The following is a 17,641-nucleotide window of genomic DNA, read 5'->3' as shown; positions in this document are numbered from 1 at the left end:
TCGTTGATCCAAGTGCTTGGCTTCGGCCGGCGGTCCGCCCGCTCTAAAAGTTCGCGCGCGCCTCGATGCTGGAATAGTAGCCCGTGCCCTGGACGCGGTCCCGCACGTAGCCGGCCGCGAGCGACATCTGGACCGGGCCGAAGCTCAGGCCCGAGAGATGGGCGCCGACGCGGTACTGGCGGAAGAAGTCGTCGCCGAGGAACAGCGCCTCCGGGCCGATATAGACGCCGTCGGCGACCATGTAGCCGACGCGGAAACGGGAATAGTAGGCGTTGAACTTGGTCGAGTAGGAGCCGTAGGCCGAGACCATGGTCCGGTCGGTCGGCGTGGCGTAGAAGTTTCCGGCGACCTTCAGGCCGACGCCCGTTCCGACGACCGGGTTGCCGGGGTCGGGGATCGAGAGCTGGTTGCTGCGGACGTTGAAGCCGACATAGCCGGCGAGCGCTGCCTCCCGCCAGATCCACTCATAGCCGGTGAGCAGCGAGCCCTCCTGCTGGTAGCCGGTGACGCGGGCGCCGACGGCCTGTCCGGGATAGGAGTAGGTGCCGGCCACGGCCTCGACGCGCACGCGCGCGCCGCTCACCGTCGGCGGGCTGCCGAGTGCCGTCGTCACGGTGACGGAGCCGAAGGCCGAGGAGTTGGAGGTGATGCTGGTCGAGCCATCGACGGCCACCGCCCAACTGTCGTCCACCGCCTGCGCTTGCGCGCCGGTGTACCAATCGACGCTCGCGGCCGCGGCCGCGGCCGCGGGGGCCGGAGCCGGCAGGTCGGCGGCTCGGGCCGGGGCGGCGATCACGGCCGCAAGCCCGCAGGCAAGAATACAGAGATTCCCGGGAGCCCGTTGATGGTTGCGAGAAACCACAGCCATTCGATCCTCGGATACGCACACGCTACGCACCGATTTATCGGGGCCCACGGTTAACAAGAGCCTCTCCGAAACCAGGAAAGCCTGATTCATCTCGGCCGAGATCTTGTCAGGCATTCACGATGCCGGGTGGATTCAGGCCGCCCGGGCCTGCGGGGCCGCCGCGCTCAGCACCGCCGCGAGATCGTCGGGGCGGAACGGCTTGTCCAGTTGCAGGAACTGCCGCGCCGCGGCCGGCAGATGCCCGTGGGGACTCGCCAGGATGATCCGGATGTCGGGATAGCGCTCGACCACCGTCGCGGCGAGCTGGAGGCCGGTCATCACCGGCATCGACTGGTCGGCGACCATGGCGTCGTAATCCGCGCTCTCGCCGAGCAGCGCGAGGGCGTGCTCGCCCGAGGCAGCCTGAACCACGTCGTGGCCGAGATCGGCCAGCGCCTCGGCGAGGCTCGCCCGGACGAGGCCGTCGCTCTCCACCAGGAGGACGCGCAGGGGGGAGTGCCAGAGGGCCGGCTGCTCCGGCTGCCGCTCGGCGGCCCGCAGCCAGATCTCCGCGACGAAGGCGTCCTCGCCGGTCCCGTCGGAGACGGGGCGCCAGCCGGCGTCGATCTCTTCGAGGAGCCGGGCCACCGTCTGCAGCGAGCCTGGGCAGGGGGTCCGCGCCGTCCGGCCGGGCTCGTGCTGTCCGCTGGCGACGAGGAGGCGCACGTAAGCGCCCGGCGGCAGGCCGAAGCCCGTCTCCGTCTCGGTCACCTCCTCGGCGGCCCCGACCGCGAAGCCGTGCAGCCCGTGATCGCGGAAGTGGAAGGCGAGGTTGAGCAGGACGAGTTCGAGGATCCGCTCGGCGCACAGCACCTTCGGCAGGTCGCCGGGCACGCGGTTGATGACTGGCACGTCGCGCAGCACGTTGGCCCCCATGAAGGCGAGGGCGGCCTCGACGCTCGTGCCGACGTCGCACTCGGCCAAAGCCTCGCCCTCGCCGCGCACGAGCCCGAGCATCCGCCGGGTCAGCGCCGCCCCGCGCTCGGCGCCCGCGAGCGCCGCATCGACGAGGCGTGCCGGCTCCGGGTTCAGGCCGTGACGCCGGCGCACGGTCGCGAGGTTGGCCTGCACGATCGTGAGCACGTCGTTGAAGTCGTGGACGATGCCGTCGGTCACGCGGCGCAGGATCGCGTTGCGCCGCCGCTCGTTCAGGCCCGAGGGCGTCTCCGACACGCCGCCCTCGATCGCCCGGCTCAGGGCGTGGATGCGGCTGCCGTCGCCCGCCGCGCGCAGGAAGCGCACCAGCACCCGCCGCTCCGCTTCGGGAACGGGCTCGGCGCCGTCGGCGCGGGCGCGCAGCACCACGTCGTGCGGCCCGTCGGCCCGGCGCGCGGCCTCGAGGGTGAGATCGAGGAGGGCGTGGTCCTCCGGCTCGAACCATTCGGCGAGGTCGGACAGGTCGGTGGCGTGGTCCGAGGCCGTCGCCGTCCCGGTCCGGTCGGAATCCGACCAGACGACCTGGCGCGTCTCCGGGTCGATCTCCCAGCAGGTCCAGCCGGACATCGCCTCGAAGGTCTGAAGCCGGCCTTTGATCCGGTCGAGACCGGTTCCCGCCAGCGCCAGCGCCGCCTCGCGGCTCTGGGAGCGGCCGGCGACCGCTTCGGTCAGCGCCGCGATCTCGCGCACCGGGGAGGCTGCAGCCTCGTCCGGCCCGGCCTCGCCCTGGGCGAGGCGTTGCAGCGGCTGCGCGGCGCGGCCCCCCATGGCGTAGCCGAGCCCGGCGGCCGCGCCCACCACGGCGAGCGCCAGCGCCAGGATGCGCCCGTCGGGCAGCAGACCCGCCGCCACGCTCGGCGGCGCATAGGCGGTCACCACCCAACCGGGAGAGCTGAGTTCGCGCCCGCCCTGGACGGGCGCGGAGGCCGAGCGGTGCTCGCCCCAGGGCGCGGACGCGGTGCCCGCGAGCAGCCGCCCGTCGGCGCCGCTCACGGTGAAGGCGATCGTTTCGGGCAGGTCGAGCGCTCGGCGCAGGCGGGGGCCGATCTCGAGGAAGGCAGGGCCGGCGCGAAGCTGGATCCGGTCGGAGCGTCCGGGCATCCCGAGGGAGAGGACGACATCGAAGGGTGCCGTCTCGTCCCCCTGGGTTGCGATGACGACCTCGGCGTTGCGCGCCCGCGCGAACCAGGGCTGCCGGGCGACGCTGCTGCCGGGCCGGCGCGGATCGGCGGCGGCGCGCACGCTGCCATCCGCGCCGATCAGCGCGGCATCCCCGTAGCGCGGGTTGAGCGCGAGCCAGTCCCGGAGCAGGGCCGAGCGCTCGGCCTCACCCAGCGTCGGATCGCCGGGGCGCAGCAGCAGCGCGACGGTGCGCGCATCCGCGACGCTGCCGTGCAGCTCCGCATCGACCGCGTCCGCGAAGGCGCGCGCGCCCGTCATCGCGGCACGCTGCGCGCCGTCCGTGGCGGGGCCGGCCCCGAGCATGGCGGTCCCGATCCAGGCGAGCCCGAGCGCCGCCGCCGCGATCAGGGCGAGCTGGGCCGCGTTCAGCACCTTGAGCGAGATCCGGACGGAATCCAGCATGCGGGGGCTCCGCCGGCACAGCTTGCCGGCCGCAGGGAACCGGGATTGGTATTCCTGCCCTTTAGACGAGGCCGCGAAGCGCTTAAGAGCCGGTTAATGCTGGCGGCATTCACCGCCGGACGGCCCGGTGTTGCCGGGAAGAGCCTCGCCCCGCACGCGAGAAACATCGAAAGCTATTCAGCGGGCCGGCAAACCGGCAGCCTCCTCGAATCGGATGTGACATCGCCCGACCGCCTTTCGAGGGTTTTGTGGTTTTTGTGGCATAGACGTTGCGAGGATGCGTCGGCTGGCCGTGAGGGCCGGTGACGGCGAGCACGAGCGTTTCCCCCCAACGCCCCCGCGGGGGCGGCTCTCGTGAGCGATTCCACCGGGACGGGATCGGCCTCGCCGTCTTCAAGGATGCGGAGCGCGAGATCGAGATGAACGCAATGGCCCTTTCCGTCGCCGTCGCCCCCGAGATGACCGAGGATGCGCTGGCGGCGCGGCTGATCGAGATGACGGTCGAGGATTGCCAGCGCGCCTTTGCCGAGGGCAGCGTCACCGCGGAGGCGCTGGCCGAAGCCTTCCTGGCGCGGATCGAGACCTACAACCCGCGCTACAAGGCGCTCATCGTGATGAATCCGCAGGCACTCGATGACGCCCGCGCCATCGATGCCCGCCGTGCGGCGGGCGAGGCGCTGGGGCCGCTCGCCGGGGTGCCCGTCGTCATCAAGGACACGATGGACATGGCCGGCCTGCCGAGCACCGGCGGCTGGCACTTCCTCAGCGCCGAGGCCGGCGGCGTCGATCTGATCCCGGCCACCGACGCGCCGGTGACGGCGCGGATGCGCGCGGCCGGCTGCGTCATCCTCGGCAAAACCAACGTGCCGGTCCTGAGCCACACCGGCAGCCACGCCAACGACTCGTGGGCCGGCCCCACCCTCAACCCGGCGGCACCCGACCGCATTCCCGGCGGCTCCAGCGCCGGCACCGCCACGGCGGTGGCCGCGAGCCTCGCCATCCTCGGGCTCGCCGAGGAGACCGGCGGCTCGATCCAGAACCCGGCCTCGGCGCAGGGCCTGGTCGGCATCAAGCCGAGCTTCGGTCTCGTGCCGAATGCCGGCGTGATGCCGCTGGCCGGCAGCACCCGCGACGTGGTCGGGCCGATCGCCCGCTGCGTGCGCGACGCCGCCCTCACCCTCGACGCGCTCGCCGGCTATTCCTCGGCCGATCCCAAAACCGTGGCCGGCATCGGCAAGCGCCCGGCCGCGGGCTACGCGGCGGGGCTCGACGCGGGCGCGCTGGCGGGCAAGCGCCTCGGCCTCTACGGACCCGGCTGGCGCGACCTGCCGCTCTCGGAAGAGGCGAGCGCTCTCTACGCACGGACGCAGAAGGAACTGGAGGCGGCCGGCGCCACCCTGGTGGCCGACCCCTTCGCCGGCACCGAGTTCGCCGCCATCGCCGAGCCGACGCCGGGCCTCGTCTACTTCGACGCCCGCGGTTTCGAATCCGCGCCCTACGATCTCCAGCTCTATCTGGAGCGGATGGGGCCGGACGTGGCGATCCGCAGCTTTGCCGCCTTCGCCGAAGCGACGAAAGCCGAGGACGCGTTCGCGCCGGGCGGCGTGCTGCATCCGATCACCAACCTGCCGGGGCTCGCGCCCTGCCTCGCCGACCCGGCGAGCCCGCCCGACCTCTCCGACTTCCTCGCCGCCCGCGAGGCCTATCTCGCTTTGTTCGACCGGGTGATGGCGGAGCACGGGCTCGACGCCCTGGTCTTCCCGCAGATGCGGGCCGAGCTGCCCCCGCTGCACGGCCCCGGCACGCTGCTCGAGACCACGGTCTGCGAGATCAATATCGCCGGCTTGCCTGGGGTGACGCTGCCGGCGGGCGCCTACGCCTCCGGCGCGCCGTTCAACCTGATCTTCGTCGGCCGGATGTGGAGCGAGGGCGACCTGCTCGCCTGCGCCTACGCCTACGAGCAGGCGACGCATCACCGCCGCGCCCCGGCCCTCGACGCCTGATTCTCTTCTCGGTCCGGGCAAGAGCCCGTCCGGCCCCAATCGGCCGGACGGGCTTGTTGCGTGGTCTTGCTGCGTGGGCTTGCACGCTGCGGCCCTTGCACGCTGTGCACGTCCTGAAATTGTGCGCGACCGTTTCACGGCCGCGGCGCTATCTTGGCCCTGAACGGGGACAGGGCCGGGATGCTGACCGATCATCGCCACGAGGAAATTCTCTCGCAGCTTGCGCAGACGGGACGCGTCGGCGTTACCAGCATCGCCGCCACCCTCGCGGTCTCCGACGAGACGATCCGGCGTGACCTGAAGATGCTGGAGGAGCGCGGGCTGCTGCGGCGCATCCACGGCGGCGCCGTGCGGCCCCGCCTCGATCAGGAGCGCCCGCTCACCGAGCGCAGCGGGCTCAACAGCCGCGAGAAGGGCCGCGTCGCCGCGCTCGCCGAGGGGCTGGTGGAGGACGGGATGTCGATCTTCATCGACACCGGCACCACCACGCTGGCCCTTGCCCGGCGGCTCACCACCCGCAAGCTCACGGTGACGACGAACTCGATCGACCTCGCGCTGCTGCTGGCCGACAGCCCGGCGCGGGTGAATTTGACGCCGGGCCGGCTGCGGCCGAACGACAACGCGCTCGTCGGCTACGACACCGTGGACTATGCCCGGCGCCACTTCTTCGACCTCGCGATCATGGGCATCGCCGCCTGCGACCTCGCGCAGGGCTGGATGGACTACGAGGAGCACGAATCCGTCCTGCGCCGGGCGCTGCGGGGCCAGACCCGGCGGGCGGTGCTGCTCGCCGATTCCCGCAAGTTCGGGCGCCAGGCCAACCTCCAGACCTTCGATCTGGCCGCGCCGCTCACCGTGGTGACCGACCGCCCGCCGCCCGAGCCCTTCGCCGAGCGCTTCAGCCGGCACGATGTCGATCTGATCTGCGGGTGAGGCCGGTGGCTTGGAGACGGCGCCTCGATCCATGGGTTCACGGCGTCGGAAGCGTCGTCGTGACCTCGGGCGGGGTCTCGCGCACGGCGCGCAACTCGTACCAGAGGGCGTTGAGCACGCCGACCGCGGCGGCCAGTCCGAGGCCGAGGATCCAGGCGAAGTACCACATCGTCGCGAGTCCTGATGCGAGAGCAAGGGGCCAGAAAAGCAGGCCCCGGCGCCGCCGGGGCCGGGATCGTCAGTAGGCGGCCGAGCCGGGGGCGGTGATGTCACGCTCCGAGACCTTGCCCCACAGCACCCGGTAGACCCAGGCGGTGTAGGCGAGGATGATCGGCAGGAAGACCACCGTCGCGATCAGCATGTTGCGCAGGGTCGCCCGGCTGGAGGAGGCGTCGAACACGGTCAGCGCGTGGCCTGGATTCGTGCTTGAGGGCAGGATGACCGGGAACATCGACAGGCCGACGGTGGCGATGATGCAGGCGATGCCGAGGCTGGAGGCCAGGAGGGTCAGCCCCTCGTGCCGGGCGCGGAAGCCCAAAGCCGCCAGCAGCGGACCGGCGATGCCGAGGAGCGGCACCAGGGCGAGCGCGGGATGGGCCCGAAAGTTGGCGAGCCACGCGCCGGCATCCGCCACGACCGCCTTGGTCAGCGGGTTGGACGGGCCGTCGCCGGGGAGCGGGCTCACCACCCGGTAGCCGCCGAAGGCGCCGGCCCAGATCAGGAAGCCGCCGAGGGCGAACAGGGCAGCGGTGGCGAGCGCCGCCTTCCCGCCGGCCGCGCGGGCGCGCTCGGCGACCGGCCCCTCGGCCTTGAAGGCGAGCCACGCGGCGCCGTGCGCCACCAGCATCGCCAGCGAGACGAGGCCGCAGAGCAGCGCCAGCGGGTTGAGCAGGCCGAGCAGGCTGCCCCCGTAGATCGGGCGAAGGTCGCCCGTGAAGTGGAAGGGCACGCCCTGGAGCACGTTGCCGACGGCGACGCCGAAGATCAGCGCCGGCACCGCGCCGCCGACGAACAGCGCCCAATCCCAGCGGGAGCGCCAAGCCGCACTCGCCCGCTTGGAGCGGTACTTGAACGCCACCGGCCGCAGGATCAGGGCGAACAGCACGAGGAACATGGCGAGGTAGAAGCCGGAGAAGCTCAGCGCGTAGAGCGCGGGCCAGGCAGCGAAGATCGCGCCGCCGCCGAGCACCAGCCAGACCTGATTGCCTTCCCAGGTGGCGGAGACGGTGTGGATCGCCACCCGCCGCTCGACATCGGTGCGCCCGACGAAGGGAAGCAGGGCGCCGACGCCGAGATCGAAGCCGTCGGTGACGGCAAAGCCGATCAGCAGCACGCCGAGCAATACCCACCAGATCAGGCGTAAGCTTTCGTAGTCCGAGAGAAGGGCGAGCATGGAGGGAAATTCCTCAGGGGAGGGGCCGGCGCGACGGCAGGGGCGGCCGGCTAGGAGTGCCTCACAAAACTCCCGATCTCTGACCGTTCTCGCTTTGGCGAGGACGGCCCAGCGGGAGTTTTGTGAGAGACACGAAGGGGGAGAGGGCTATTCGGCGGCGACGAGGCCGGCCTCGCTCCGGTTCGTGCCGGCGCCGGGGAAGAGGGCGGCCGGGTCCTCGGCCAGGATCTCGGGCCCCTTGGCGATGGCACGCAGCATCAGCTGCACCTCGATCACCGCGAGCACGCCGTAGACCAGGGTGAAGCCGGCGATGGTGATGAGGAGGGAGGGGATGCCGAGTTCGGAGGTCGCGAGCGCGGTCGGCAGCACGCCCTCGATGATCCAGGGCTGGCGGCCGAACTCGGCGACGAACCAGCCGAACTCGATCGCGATCCAGGGCAGCGGCAGGGCGAAGAGCGCGGCCCGGAACAGCCAGCGCGGCGCCTCGGCCTCGCGGGCGGTGTACCAGAGCGCGGCGCCGAACAGGCCGATCAGCAGGAAGCCGCAGGCCACCATCGCCCGGAAGCTGAAGAACAGCGAGGGCACGTGCGGCACGGTGGACCACGCCGCCCTGTCGATATCCGCGTCGGTCGCCGTCCGTGGATCGCTGATCAGCGGCTTGAGGAGCTGCGCGTAGCCGAGGTCAGTTTGCGTCCGGGCGAACTCGGCGCGGGCCGCCTCATCCGTGCGGTCGGCCTTGATCCGCTCCAGCGCAGCGTAGGCGACGAGCCCGTTGCGGATGCGGTCCTTGGCGTGCCCGACCAGTTCGGTGATGCCGGGGATCTCGGTCGACAGCGAGCGGGTGCCGATCAGGCCCATCGCGTAGGGGATGTGGAGCGCGTAGCGGGTGGTGCGGCTCTCCAGATCCGGGACGCCGATTGCCGTGAAGGCGGCAGGCGCGGGCTCCGTGTGCCACATCGCCTCCATGGCGGCGAGCTTCATCTTCTGGTGGTCGGTGACGGCGTAGCCGCTCTCGTCGCCGAGCACGACGACACTGAGCGCCGAGGCGAGGCCAAAGGCCGCCGCGATGGCAAACGAGCGCTTGGCGAGTTCGAGATGCCGCCCGCGCAGAATGTAGAAGGCCGAGACGCCGAGCACGAAGACCGCGCCGCAGACATAGCCGGCCGAGACCGTGTGGACGAACTTCGCCTGCGCCACCGGATTGAAGATCACGGCGCTAAAATCGGTCACCTCCATGCGCATCGTGTCGGGGTTGAACAGAGAGCCGACCGGGTTCTGCATCCAGCCGTTGGCGATCAGGATCCAGAGTGCGGAGAAGTTGGTGCCCAGCGCCATCAGCCACGTGACGATGCAGTGGGCGAGCGCCGTGAGCTTGTCCCAGCCGAAGAAAAACAGCCCGACGAAGGTCGCCTCCAGGAAGAAGGCCATCAGGCCCTCGATGGCGAGCGGGGCCCCGAACACATCGCCGACATAGTGCGAATAGTAGGCCCAGTTCATGCCGAACTGGAACTCCATGGTCAGGCCCGTGGCCACACCCAGGGCGAAGTTGATCCCGAACAGGAGGCCCCAGAACTTGGTCATGTCGCGCCAGATCTTGCGGCGCGTCATGACGTAGACCGTCTCCATCATGGCGACGAGAATCGAGAGTCCGAGCGTCAGCGGCACGAACAAGAAGTGGTACATCGCCGTCAGCGCGAATTGCAGGCGCGACAGATCGACGAGCAGCGGATCGGTCATGGGAGGCTCCTTGTCCGACGCTGCCTGTCGCGCCGCCGCGCTTGGCGATCCTTGACGCAGATCAAGGCCGCTCTCGCGGCCCCCGCCGCACAAGGCGGTATGACCCGACGATCCCCCCGCGCCCGATCCGGCCGCGCCAGCCTTGAGCCCGCGGCGCTCGCCCTCGCCCGCGGTGTGGCGCGGGCCGGCCTCTCGCGCCTCCACGGCCTCCAGGCCCTGCGTTGTGCCGCGACGCTCGGGCTCGCCGTGGCGCTGGCGCGGCTCGCCGGCACGCTGATCGAGACAGGGCAACTCGACGCGATCGCGCTCGGCCTCGCCGGGGCCTGCCTTCTCGCGGGTGCCGGCCTAGCGAGCGCGATCGAGGCGCGCAGTGCCGCCCTGGAGGCGGAGGTCGCCGTTGCGCTGATCGATGCCGCCGAGGCGCGGCTTGCGGGCATGCCGGCCCGCGCCGCCGCTGACCTGCCGCGCGGGGCGGTGATCGCCGGCCTGCAGCGGCACCCGGGGGCGCTCGCCCGCCTCGTCGTCGGCCACGCCGCGGCGCGGCGGATGATGGGGCTCGGGCCGGTGCTGACGGCGGGAGCGGTCGCCGTCGTCTCGTGGCAGGCGGCTCTGGCGCTGCTCCTCGCCACCCCGGTGATGATCGTGTTCTTCGCCCTCGTCGGCGGCATGATCCGCGACCGGGCCGCGGCCCAGGAGGCGGCGCTCGGGCGCCTCGCCACACAGTTCGCCGACCGGGTGCGGACGCTGCCGACGATCCTCGCCGCCCACGGCCTGCCCCGCGAGATGGCCAAGCTCGACCGGTGGCTCCAGGCCTATGCCGACGGCACCATGGGCGTCCTGGCGGTGGCCTTCCTCAATGCGGGCGTGCTCGACTTCTTCGCCTCGCTCGCCATCGCGATCCTGGCGGTATTCCTCGGGCTCGGCCATCTCGGTCTCGCCGAGATTCCTGGTTTTGCGCATCTGGCGCTCTGGCAGAGCCTGCTGATCCTGCTGCTCGCACCCGAGTATTTCCTGCCGTTCCGCCGCTACGCCGAACTCTACCATGCCAAGGCCGAGGGTGAGGCCGCCGCCGAGGCGCTCGCCGGGGTGTTTTCGGAAGAAGCCGAGACGAGGCCCGAACGCGGCTTGGCTCCGGCGATGCCGGGCGCCCGCGGCCTCGTCCTGCCCCATGCCGGGCCGGTCCCCGATTTCGACCTGCCGGAAACCGGCCTCGTCGCGCTGACCGGGCCGAGCGGGGCCGGCAAGTCCACCCTGCTGCGGATGCTGGCCGGTGTCGAGGCGCCGCTTTCCGGGGCCGTCCGCTTGCCGGGGCCCGGCCGTCCGGCGACCTGGGTCTCCCTCGACACGCCGATCCCGGCCGGCACGCTCGGCGCGGCCATCGCGGACGGCACCCTCGCGGCGCCCGAGGCCGTGGCGGCGGCCGCCGCGACCCTCGGCCTGGGCGACGATTCGCACTGGCCCGGCGGCCTCGATGCCCCCGTGCGGGCGGGCGCTGAAAACCTCTCCGGCGGCCAGCGGGTCCGTATCGCCGTCGCGCGCCTGCTGCTGCGGCCGGGCACCGCCTTCTGTGACGAGCCGACCGCCAAGCTCGATCCCAAGAACGCCGCGCGGGTGCGCCAAGCCTTGGCCTGTGCCGCCCGCACCCGCCTCGTCATCGTGGCGACCCACGACCCCGCGCTGGCGGCGATGGCCGACCGGCGCATCGCCCTCGGGGCCATCCCTTGCGAGAGGCAGGCCGCGTGATGCGCACCCGCTCCGATACGACGCCGGCCGGTTTCGGCCGCGCCGTAACGTCCCGAGCTTGGACCCTCGCCTTCGCCCTCGCGGCGCTGGCGCTCGCGGCGAATCTCGCGCTGGCCGGCACTGCCGTGACCTTCCTGGCCGCGGTGGCCTTGGCCGGCACCGGGCCGGCGGCCTTCGCCTTCAACTTCCACCATCCCGCCGCTCTGGTGCGCCTGTTCGCGCTGCTGCGCACGGGCGCGCGCTACGGCGAGCGCATGGCCGGCCACCGCGCGGCGCTGACCGATCAGGTCCGCCGCCGCGCCGGCCTGTTCGCGGCCTTGGCGCGGGCGCCGGAGAGCCGCGGCGCCGGCTGGCAACTCGGACGACCGGAGCGCCTCGCCGACTTCATCGATGACGTCGCCGACATCGACTACGCCCGGCTGCGCGTCGGCTTTCCCCTCGCCACGACCGGCGCGGCGCTTGCCGGTCTCGTGCTCGCCACGGCCCTCGTGGCGCCGCTCGCGCTCCTTCCCGTCGCGGCGCTCGCGCTGGCGGGCGGCCTCGTGGCCCGACACGCGCTGACGCGGCTCGCGGCCATCGAGGCGTGGGTCCGCCGCGCGAGGCGCACCGCCGCCGCCGATCTCGGAGCGGCTTTGGCGGGCGCGGTTCCCCTCGACGCCGAGGGGCAGCGCGGCCCGGTCCTGCGGATCGCCCTCGATCCCCTGCGCGATGCCGAACGCGAGGCCGCCTGCGGACGGCGCGCGCTCGCCCGGCTCGAGGCCGTGCTGGCGCTGGCCGGCCCCGCCATCGCCCTGGCCGTGCTGCTCACGCCCTGGAGCGCGGGCGCCCGCGGTACCGCGCTCTTGCCCGCCGCCTTCCTGGCCTTCACGTGGCTCGCCCTCGCGGAGCCGATCCTGTCCCTGCCGCGGGCGCTGCTCGGCTCCGTCCGCGCCCGCCTCGCCCGCCAGTCCCTCGCCGTGGAGGACGGCCACGCCGCGGAGCCGGCCCCCCGGCCCGGTCCGGCCCTCGGCGCCCTGACCCTGCACGGCCTGCGCCTGCGGACGCCGGACGGACGCGATCTCGGCCCGGCGCCGGATTTGGCCATCGTGCCCGGCACACCGCTGACCCTCGTCGGCGCCAGCGGCTGCGGCAAGACCACCCTGTTGAAGGCGCTCGCCGGCTGGAGCGAGGAGCGGCCCGGCGAGACGATCCGGCTCGGCGGCGCCGTCCGCCCGGCGGCCGAGCGGCGGGGGCTGACGCATCTGAGCCTGCACGATGCGGCGATCCTGTCCGACACCGTGCGCGAGAACCTGTTCGCGCCCGGCGCCTCCGACGCGGCTTTGTGGGCGGCGCTGGAGGCCGTCGAGCTCGACGCCCGCATCCGCGCGGCCGGCGGCCTCGATGCCTGGATCGCCGAGGGCGGCCTTTCGCTGGGCGAAGCGCAACGCCTGAACCTCGCCCGCGCTCGGCTGAGCCCGGCCCCCGTCATCCTGCTCGACGAGCCGGCCGAGCATCTCGGTGGCGATCAGGCCGCGCGTATCCTCGGTCGCCTGCTCGCGCACTGGCATGACCGCATCGTCGTGCTGACGAGCCACCGCCCGGATCTCGGGCTGCCCGGGCGCCGGGTCTCGCTCGGGCCGGATTGAGGCAAGCCCAACCCGAACGCCGAGGGGCGGGCCGCGGCGAGGCTCGGTGCCGGCGGGTTTTGCGCGGTCAGGCGCCGGCGAGGCATCCATGCGCCGCCCTCGGTGCGCCATCTCGCGAAGCAGTCGCGGTCGCGAGAATCGGCATGGATCCCTTCACGGCATCCGTTCCGATCAAGAAGGCCGAAAAGATCAGAATAAAGATGCGGTCGCGGAAGAAATCACTCAGTGGGAAGACACGGCCCGCGCCGCCGTAATGCGCTTCCTCGGTCGTCTTTCATTGTCCGCTCGCTTCGGCCCTGCCCGGTTTCGTCTTCACAGACGGCGCGGACGCAGGCTATTGATTCACCTCGAGCGGGGTGCGGGACGGGAGGCTTGCGATGCAAAGCTCTGGCGAGAGCGCCGGTGTCGAGCCGATCCCAGCCGAGCCGCCTTGCGCGCACGACCGTTCGGAGAGTGGCTGCGCCGCGTGCAAGGTCCGCCTCGTCAGCGTCTGCGCGGCGCTCTCGAGCGAGGAACTCGCCGGCTTGGAGGCGCTGAGCCAGCCCGTCCATCTCGATCCGCGCCAAGCCCTGTTCCAGCAGGAGGATCGGGCGGGCGCCGTCTACAACGTCACCGAGGGCGCCGTGCGCCTGTCGCGGCTTCTGCCGGACGGGCGGCGGCAGGTGATGGGCTTCGCCATGGTCGGCGATTTCCTCGGCCTCGCTCTGCCCGAGCGCTTCACCGTCACCGCCGAGGCGCTGTCACCGACGACGCTCTGCCGGTTCGAGAAGCGTGCCTTCGCCGGCCTCGTCGCGCGGACGCCGCACCTGCTGCAACGCCTCTACGAGTGGGCCGGCCATGAGCTGACGCTGGCACAGGATCACATGATGCTGCTGGGCCGCCGCACCGCCGAGGAGAAGGTGGTGAGCTTCCTGCTCGGCCTGCGCACCCGCTACGCCCGCATCGGGCACGATTCCATCACCGTCGAGCTGCCGATGGGCCGGCAGGACATGGCCGACCATCTCGGCCTCACCATCGAGACAGTGAGCCGGATGCTGACCCGGCTCGACCGGGAGAAGGCGCTTCTGATCGTGCCCGGCGGCGTGCGCCTGCTGGACGTTGACCGGCTCGAACGCATCGCGGCGAGCTGAAACAAGAGCCTCTGATCAAAGCGGAAGTCGAACCCCGCGATTCCGAAGGGATCGGCCGGACTTCGTCTGGGCGCCTTACCGTTCGAGGGTCTGAAGATAGGCGATCAGGGCCTGCGCCTCGTCGGGATCGAGCCGGAATTCCGGCATCGTCGGGTGCCCCGTGGTGATGCCCTCGGCCAACGCCTCGGCCAGATCCGTCACGGGGTAGCGGCGGTGCAACTCGCGGAACGGCGGCGCGTCCGCCAAGGGGCTCGCGCCGACGCGGCCGATCGCGTGGCAGCGGGCGCAGTTGGTGCGCGCGATGGTCTCGCCGCGCTGGGCGCGGGGGTCGAGTGCTTGGGCGGCGGCCGGCAGGGCGATCAGCAGGAGGGCCAGGATCGGGAGGGTGGTTGCGATACGCATCAGTGACACATCAGGCAGGGGAGGGGGCTGCGGTGCAGCATCTCGTAGGTGACGCCGCCGAACAGCCACTCGCGCAGGCGGGTATGCCCGTAGGCGCCCATCACGATGAGGTCGGCCTCTTGTTTGACGGCGAAGCGCAGGAGTTCGTCGCCGTCGCTCACGACGGTGCGCAGCAGGTGGGTCGTGACGGCGGCGCCGTGGCGGGCGAGATGGCCGGCGACATCCTCCGCGCCCTCGTTGCGGGCATCCTCGCCGGTGCTGACGACGAAGACCTGATCCGCCTCGCGGATGAAGGGCAACGCGGCCGAGACGGCCCGGCGCGCCTCCGAGCCGTCCTTCCAGGCCACGACGATCCGGGCGCCCCGAAGCGCGCTGCCGGCCGGCTCCATGCGGGGGGGCAGCACGAGGACCGGGCGGGCGGCTTCCATCAGAACGGGGCCGGGCGAGGCGCCAAGGGCGCCGCGCGGAGGGTCGTCGGAACCACGGCGTCCCACCACGAGGAGGTCGGCCGCCCGCGCCTGCTCGACGAGATGGGAGATCGGACCCGCCAGGGCCTCGCGCCAGTCGCGGCGCAGCGGGGCTTCGGCGGAGCGCTCGAACAGGGCGTGCGCCTGTGCGAGCAGGGCCCGCGCCTTCTCCTCGAAATGCGGGTCCTCGTCGTAGATCTCGCCGATATCGCGCACGTAATCCGGCGCCGGCACCTTGCAGGCGGCCGCCCCGGTGAGCGTCGCCTCGAAGCGCCGCGCGAGAGCGGCCGCAAGCCGGATGCGGTCGGCGGCGGCCTCGTCGAGATCGACCGAGACCAGGATGTTCGCGTAAGCCATGCTCGCCTCCCGGGGCGTCCCCCTCCGCTCGGTGGGGCCATCCTTCGTGAGGTTCATCCTTGCCGCCGGCCGGTACGGGTGCCTTGATCCAGCGCAAGGCGCTCAAGTCGCCCGCCGGCACGCGGTGGATCGCTTCCCTATCCGGATCACGCGGGAGCGGCTGGCGGGCAGCAACGCGGAACTGGTCGGCCTCGCCGTCGCGGCGGTGACCCGGCACGGCCGTCGCGTCGCGACCCCGGCGCAGGCCCGGCCCACCCTCGGCCTCCCCGCCTGACGGCGGCGATCCCGCGGGTCGAAACCCGATTGCTTGATCGGGCTGAGGGCTGGTGAGGGTGGGGAGCGGAAGTCGGCCACTTGCCTCGAAGCGGACGTTCCGCCTGCGACCCAACTCGGTCGCCCCGGTGACGGCACGAGCCTCTCAGAAGCGGTCGCGGGGCACGGTCGAAGTTGGGGGCCGTGCTCAACGCGACCATCAGGTTGAGTGTAATCACAGCTCTATCGGCGGTGCAGTGAAGCAACAGTATCATGATTTCGTGGTCAAGCAGTGTTCGTCCTGTAGACTGGGGATACGCCATGGAGCTATCCGGCTTGGGCAGACCTGAACGGCCCGGTAATCAAACATGAAGCCACTTATTTCAGTTACTATCACGAGCATATGGTGCTTAGCTCTTACGGGCTGTATAACAGTAGATAGACCCGAAGCGACAGGGGCAAAAATTCCAGTAAGTTCTAACTATTCGACCGAAGGAGATGGCACGGTCCCTGCTATGCCGGTCGATTACCACAATCAAATCGCAATCAGGCTCGTATCAGAATACAATATCGAAGCTAGCGGCCCTCCAGAGATCAGCGAGATACATACATTCAAAGCGGCTCTTGGAACGACAACGCAGGTAATCGCTCGATATCCTGTGAATCTTGATGCCGTTGCGAGAGGTAAATTATTATTTGCATCCAACAAGGAAACTTATTATCGCTGCGCAGGAATACAGGCTCACAAGGGCGTGTCGACTTTCGGCTCAATTACACTTTCGGTAGTGTCGGAGAAATACCCAAAAACTGATTGTGGGAAATCTTTTAAATTTAGGCCATTCAAAGAGCTAGTCGAATTAGCTGCTGAATGTCGAAAGCCCAATGGCACCTGTGAGATTTCCCGGAGATACCCTGGTCGAACTGTTGCTGTGGGCACACGCTAACACCGAGGTAACGCAGAAAATCAGGGGCGTAGCGGGCGGCGGCGAGTCGAATGCTGAGTGCGGCCTCCGAACTGTTGCGCCGGTCCGAGCACCTCAAGGTCGAGGTCGGGCGCTTCCTGGCCATCGTCCGCGCGGCTTGATTCCGATACGTCGGCCCGAGGGTCCGCTTCTGCTGCCCAACGTTGCAGAAGCGGACCGTCTCAAATCCACCCGACCCGGTCGTTGGCCTCTGTTTCAACAGCCTGGAAGCGGACCTTCCGAGGGTCGGCAAGGGGTCGAAAGCAGCCCCTCGTCCGGTCAGACAGATCGCGTTTCGCTCCGCATCCGACCTCCCGCGGGGCCGGGCGTGCCCGGTGCGGTGTCGAAGCGGAGCGGAAGCGCCCGCTCCAGCAGCCCCGTCCCGAACCGCTCGCGGAAGCCGAGATGCGGCATGTGGGCGTAGCCGATATGGCAGCGGCACTGCGCCAGCGGGCAGGGCCGCGGCGTCAGGGCGGCGTCGAAGTCCGGGTCGTAGAGGTTGCCGATCCGGGCCGGAACCACATGGCAGCGGCGGACTTCGCCGTCGCCATCGACGCTGACCACGCGCTCGCCCGTGGCGCAGGCCCGGCCCCGGCTGCGGATCCCGGTGCGGTTGATGTCGAAGAGCGGATCGAGCGCGCGCACAATGGCGAGGTCGTCCGGCGCGTAATAGTTCGGCCCCTCGTCCCGGTAGGCGTTCACCCAGAGGTAGATCTCGGGCCGCAGCGCCCGGCGCAACGCGGCGAGCGCCGCGAAATGCTCCCGCTTGCCCACGATGCCGACGCTGTAGCTGATGCCGCGCGCGTCGAGTTCGGTGCAGCGGCCGAGGAAGCGGTCGAGGGGCGTCTCGCCCGGATGGAAGGTGCACCAGAAGCCGATGCGGTCGGGATCGCAGCCATCGAGCCAGCCGGTCGGCCAGGACAGGTTCGTCTGCGCGGCGACCTTGCTGACCTGCGGCATCCGGCTCAGCCGTGCCATCGCCGCCCGGTAGGCCGGCCGGATCAGCGCCTCCCCCCAGGGCGTGAACAGGATGCCCAGCGTGCGCCGGGTCTGGCCGTCGGCCCAATCGACGAAGCGGGCGAGTTGGCCTGCGTCGCGCCGCAGGGTCTCCCGGCTGTCCCGGCGCTTGGCGAAGGGACAGTAGGGGCAGGCGTAGTTGCAGCTCGCGAGCGGCCCCCGGTAGAGGATGTCGAGATGGGCGCCTGCCATG

13 protein-coding genes and 1 pseudogene are annotated in these 17,641 nt (G+C 71.1%); 6 read left to right on the top strand and 8 right to left on the bottom strand.

Annotated elements, in window-relative coordinates; translation table 11 throughout:
* Positions 1 to 43 precede the first annotated feature (43 nt).
* Together bcsS and Y590_RS05805 are read right to left on the bottom strand one after the other, a co-directional pair.
* A complete protein-coding gene (gene bcsS / locus Y590_RS05810) occupies positions 44 to 868 on the bottom strand; it encodes a cellulose biosynthesis protein BcsS (protein WP_060769021.1) in 825 nt (274 codons plus the stop codon).
* A gap of 132 nt (positions 869 to 1,000) precedes the next feature.
* Positions 1,001 to 3,427: a response regulator gene (locus Y590_RS05805; RefSeq protein WP_060769020.1), complete on the bottom strand. Its 2,427-nt coding sequence runs from the start codon at positions 3,425 to 3,427 to the stop codon at positions 1,001 to 1,003.
* 419 nt (positions 3,428 to 3,846) lie between these two features.
* On the opposite strand from Y590_RS05805, the gene Y590_RS05800 reads away from it, so the two are divergent.
* Positions 3,847 to 5,430, top strand: coding sequence for an amidase (locus tag Y590_RS05800; RefSeq protein WP_060772177.1), 1,584 nt, complete (start codon positions 3,847 to 3,849; stop codon positions 5,428 to 5,430).
* Positions 5,431 to 5,610: 180 nt separating this feature from the next.
* Complete coding sequence (locus tag Y590_RS05795) at positions 5,611 to 6,363, top strand: DeoR/GlpR family DNA-binding transcription regulator (protein ID WP_060769019.1); 753 nt, start codon at positions 5,611 to 5,613, stop codon at positions 6,361 to 6,363.
* 37 nt (positions 6,364 to 6,400) lie between these two features.
* On the opposite strand, the gene cydX is transcribed toward Y590_RS05795, so the two are convergent.
* From cydX to Y590_RS05785, 3 genes are all read right to left on the bottom strand, one after another.
* The gene (cydX, locus tag Y590_RS25515; RefSeq protein ID WP_083530776.1) at positions 6,401 to 6,532 is read right to left on the bottom strand and encodes a cytochrome bd-I oxidase subunit CydX; all 132 of its coding nucleotides are present in this window, start codon (positions 6,530 to 6,532) and stop codon (positions 6,401 to 6,403) included.
* Positions 6,533 to 6,601: 69 nt separating this feature from the next.
* Positions 6,602 to 7,756, bottom strand: a complete 1,155-nt coding sequence (gene cydB / locus Y590_RS05790; RefSeq protein ID WP_060769018.1) for a cytochrome d ubiquinol oxidase subunit II — start codon at positions 7,754 to 7,756, stop codon at positions 6,602 to 6,604.
* 147 nt (positions 7,757 to 7,903) lie between these two features.
* Positions 7,904 to 9,493: a cytochrome ubiquinol oxidase subunit I gene (locus Y590_RS05785; RefSeq protein WP_060769017.1), complete on the bottom strand. Its 1,590-nt coding sequence runs from the start codon at positions 9,491 to 9,493 to the stop codon at positions 7,904 to 7,906.
* Between the two features lie 99 nt (positions 9,494 to 9,592).
* Here Y590_RS05785 and Y590_RS05780 point away from each other — a divergent pair, with 99 nt between their 5' ends.
* The 3 genes from Y590_RS05780 to Y590_RS05770 all read left to right on the top strand — a co-directional run bounded on the left by Y590_RS05780 (position 9,593) and on the right by Y590_RS05770 (position 13,991).
* Positions 9,593 to 11,236 (top strand): ATP-binding cassette domain-containing protein, encoded by a 1,644-nt coding sequence (locus tag Y590_RS05780; protein WP_060772176.1) that lies wholly within the window; start codon positions 9,593 to 9,595, stop codon positions 11,234 to 11,236.
* A complete protein-coding gene (locus Y590_RS05775; RefSeq protein ID WP_201026773.1) occupies positions 11,236 to 12,861 on the top strand; it encodes an ATP-binding cassette domain-containing protein in 1,626 nt (541 codons plus the stop codon). The genes Y590_RS05780 and Y590_RS05775 overlap by 1 nt, the downstream gene beginning before the upstream one ends.
* 377 nt (positions 12,862 to 13,238) lie before the next feature.
* Positions 13,239 to 13,991 carry a Crp/Fnr family transcriptional regulator gene (locus Y590_RS05770; RefSeq protein WP_060769015.1) on the top strand — a complete coding sequence of 251 codons (753 nt, stop codon included), beginning with the start codon at positions 13,239 to 13,241 and terminating at the stop codon, positions 13,989 to 13,991.
* Between the two features lie 75 nt (positions 13,992 to 14,066).
* On the opposite strand, the gene Y590_RS05765 is transcribed toward Y590_RS05770, so the two are convergent.
* Together Y590_RS05765 and Y590_RS05760 are read right to left on the bottom strand one after the other, a co-directional pair.
* Entirely contained in the window at positions 14,067 to 14,393 is a 327-nt protein-coding gene (locus Y590_RS05765) for a c-type cytochrome (RefSeq protein WP_060769014.1), read from the bottom strand.
* On the bottom strand, positions 14,393 to 15,217 hold the full coding sequence (locus tag Y590_RS05760; RefSeq protein ID WP_060769013.1) for a universal stress protein: 825 nt from the start codon (positions 15,215 to 15,217) through the stop codon (positions 14,393 to 14,395). Before Y590_RS05760 ends, Y590_RS05765 begins: the two co-directional genes overlap by 1 nt.
* A 139-nt stretch (positions 15,218 to 15,356) precedes the next feature.
* Here Y590_RS05760 and Y590_RS26285 point away from each other — a divergent pair.
* A pseudogene (locus Y590_RS26285) lies at positions 15,357 to 15,491 on the top strand (3-keto-5-aminohexanoate cleavage protein); the annotation flags it as partial.
* Between the two features lie 1,219 nt (positions 15,492 to 16,710).
* On the opposite strand, the gene Y590_RS05750 reads toward Y590_RS26285, so the two are convergent.
* Entirely contained in the window at positions 16,711 to 17,640 is a 930-nt protein-coding gene (locus tag Y590_RS05750; protein WP_060769011.1) for an STM4011 family radical SAM protein, read from the bottom strand.
* Position 17,641 lies beyond the last annotated feature (1 nt).

Source organism: Methylobacterium sp. AMS5 (genome assembly GCF_001542815.1).
Classification (GTDB): Bacteria; Pseudomonadota; Alphaproteobacteria; order Rhizobiales; family Beijerinckiaceae; genus Methylobacterium.
Note: the sequence above shows the minus strand (reverse complement) of the source record. Positions and strands in the feature narration are given on the sequence as shown.

Bases quoted from the DNA above. Each gene is read 5' to 3' on its own strand.
- Y590_RS05775 (WP_201026773.1), top strand. From the start codon at position 11,236: ATGCGCACCCGCTCCGATACGACGCCGGCCGGTTTCGGCCGCGCCGTA.
- Y590_RS05765 (WP_060769014.1), bottom strand. From the start codon at position 14,393: ATGCGTATCGCAACCACCCTCCCGATCCTGGCCCTCCTGCTGATCGCC.
- Y590_RS05785 (WP_060769017.1), bottom strand. From the start codon at position 9,493: ATGACCGATCCGCTGCTCGTCGATCTGTCGCGCCTGCAATTCGCGCTG.
- Y590_RS05805 (WP_060769020.1), bottom strand. From the start codon at position 3,427: ATGCTGGATTCCGTCCGGATCTCGCTCAAGGTGCTGAACGCGGCCCAG.
- cydX (WP_083530776.1), bottom strand. From the start codon at position 6,532: ATGTGGTACTTCGCCTGGATCCTCGGCCTCGGACTGGCCGCCGCGGTC.
- bcsS (WP_060769021.1), bottom strand. From the start codon at position 868: ATGGCTGTGGTTTCTCGCAACCATCAACGGGCTCCCGGGAATCTCTGT.
- Y590_RS05750 (WP_060769011.1), bottom strand. From the start codon at position 17,640: ATGGCAGGCGCCCATCTCGACATCCTCTACCGGGGGCCGCTCGCGAGC.
- cydB (WP_060769018.1), bottom strand. From the start codon at position 7,756: ATGCTCGCCCTTCTCTCGGACTACGAAAGCTTACGCCTGATCTGGTGG.
- Y590_RS05770 (WP_060769015.1), top strand. From the start codon at position 13,239: ATGCAAAGCTCTGGCGAGAGCGCCGGTGTCGAGCCGATCCCAGCCGAG.
- Y590_RS05760 (WP_060769013.1), bottom strand. From the start codon at position 15,217: ATGGCTTACGCGAACATCCTGGTCTCGGTCGATCTCGACGAGGCCGCC.
- Y590_RS05800 (WP_060772177.1), top strand. From the start codon at position 3,847: ATGAACGCAATGGCCCTTTCCGTCGCCGTCGCCCCCGAGATGACCGAG.
- Y590_RS05795 (WP_060769019.1), top strand. From the start codon at position 5,611: ATGCTGACCGATCATCGCCACGAGGAAATTCTCTCGCAGCTTGCGCAG.
- Y590_RS05780 (WP_060772176.1), top strand. From the start codon at position 9,593: ATGACCCGACGATCCCCCCGCGCCCGATCCGGCCGCGCCAGCCTTGAG.